The sequence below is a fragment of the Gilliamella sp. Occ4-3 genome (assembly GCF_001690675.1).
GTDB lineage: Bacteria > Pseudomonadota > Gammaproteobacteria > Enterobacterales > Orbaceae > Gilliamella > Gilliamella bombi.
The window spans coordinates 1-1,904 of sequence record NZ_LZHR01000037.1 but is presented as its reverse complement, the minus strand read 5'-3'; the positions used below and the strand labels follow the sequence as shown (position 1 = coordinate 1,904).

The following is a 1,904-nucleotide window of genomic DNA, read 5'->3' as shown; positions in this document are numbered from 1 at the left end:
AAAGGAATTATGCCAGTATGGTATCACTGGCATTTATGTTAATGTGGCTGCCAATGTATTGTTGAGTAATTTATGTACAGCAAAGATCAACAGCCCCTAATAACTTTTGGATCAAACTTAATTTGTACCGCTTCGATGTGCCCTGTTGTGCCTGAGCAAACTTGCTGATAGGTTGGATTGATAACATTCCCCCCAGTATATCCTGCTACAATACTAATAACCCCTTCATACTGATCAAAGGGTTTAACCATACACCAAAAACAACCACCAGCAAATGTTGCTTGTTCATATTGTTGCATAATAACCTCCCACTTAATATGTTAAACAATTCTTCTATTTATTGCTTAACTTCAGCATAATCATTAACACTAAAATACACTGCTTTAAATTAGCATACTACTTGAAAATGTTTAAAAAAACACCATATCATTGGTCAACTATTTCAGTTATAGAAGGATTCATTTATGGCAAGTGGATGGGCGTCTGACGATGCCGTTAATCAACAAATCGAAGGCACTATTGCTGATGCCATCGAAAACGCAAGAAGACAACTCAATCACGGTACAATTAGTGCTCATTTTTGTATTGAATGTGGAGAGCCTATTATAGAAGCCAGAAGGTCAGCATTGCCTGGCGTACAATATTGTTTGTCTTGCCAACAAGAAATCGATAAACAATTAGCTAAAACATCAAGTCTATATAATCGTCGTGGCAGCAAAGATAGCCAACTACGTTAATTTGAAGATACATTTTTAACCAATTGAGCTAAAAGATGGGTGGATTATTACCCACCCTAAGATACAAACAATAGTTATTTTTTACCTTCACGAACAGCGTCATAAGGATAAACAATTAATTTATTATCAAACCATTCAGCACAAAAAATATCTTCTAATTTTTCATAACCTTGTTTTGCAATTTCTTGTTTAACCCAATTTTCATCTTTTTTAAGTTGTTCTAAATTGTCATGGCTAATACCGCCATTTTCGATGATTAGCACGGCAATATCTTTATCACCTTTTTTGATAACAGTTAACGAACCATTTAATTCATACCAAACCTCTTTTAACTCATCAAAAGAAGCTATGCCTTGTATATTGACTAAGGTTTCAAAATCCCTTACTGGTAAGTTGGCTTTAACAAAATTATCCGTTATTAAATGCCCATTTTTAACAAGTTGGATTGGTTCGCCATCTATAGCATCGCGTAAACGTGAGTTTTTAGATTTGATAAATCGAATTAAAACAAGTAAGCCAGCCCAAATAGCCACTAATCCAGCCGATTCCCAAGAAGATACTGTCGGACTAAGTAAGGCCCCCCCAACCAACGCACCAATAACCATACTACCAACCTGATCAAGCTGTGACATAGGTGCTATTTGGCTTTTACCCGATAACTTCACATAAACAAGTAAAATAATTAAAGCTAATAAAAATTTTGGTGCCATTTCTAATAAATACATTTCCTTTCTCCAAGCTAAACAAAATATGTTGAACTACAATTCCAAATGCAGAATCAATAGAAACTTCTGTATCGAAACGGGTAATAATTTATGTAAAACTGGTATAATTTTTGTTTGATTAATGATCAATACGGTTCTATTTTCATGACTAAAACAAAGTATGATTATTAATATAATTTATTGATTGTATTTTACTCTAAAATTCACACAAATTATAAGATTATTACTTTGATTGCGATAACTAATTTCTATTATGCAATGTTGTAAATCGGTGTGTTTTAAGTTTGAAATGAAGGTAAAATATTTACCCACAAAAACAATCAAAAAGTATATATTTCCAGTTAAAAAGGATAATAACAAATGCAACTAATAATCGAAGAATCGGAAAAACAATTATCTTTTGAAGAAATTGAAGAATTTAGCAACTATTTTGATAAAGAAA

2 protein-coding genes and 1 pseudogene are annotated in these 1,904 nt (G+C 32.6%); 1 reads left to right on the top strand and 2 read right to left on the bottom strand.

The annotated features are described in order from the left end of the window. Nucleotides 1-98 precede the first annotated feature (98 nt). Nucleotides 99-299, bottom strand: a pseudogene (locus tag A9G44_RS04060) (peptide-methionine (S)-S-oxide reductase); the annotation flags it as partial. A 165-nt stretch (nt 300-464) separates the two neighbouring features. Between A9G44_RS04060 and A9G44_RS04055 the strand changes: the two are divergent. Then, a complete protein-coding gene (locus tag A9G44_RS04055) occupies nt 465-737 on the top strand; it encodes a DksA/TraR family C4-type zinc finger protein (RefSeq protein ID WP_065589760.1) in 273 nt (90 codons plus the stop codon). A 74-nt stretch (nt 738-811) separates the two neighbouring features. Here A9G44_RS04055 and A9G44_RS04050 read toward each other — a convergent pair whose 3' ends face one another. Next, nucleotides 812-1,462 (bottom strand): DUF421 domain-containing protein, encoded by a 651-nt coding sequence (locus A9G44_RS04050; protein WP_034912801.1) that lies wholly within the window; start codon nt 1,460-1,462, stop codon nt 812-814. Between the last annotated feature and the right edge of the window lie 442 nt (nt 1,463-1,904).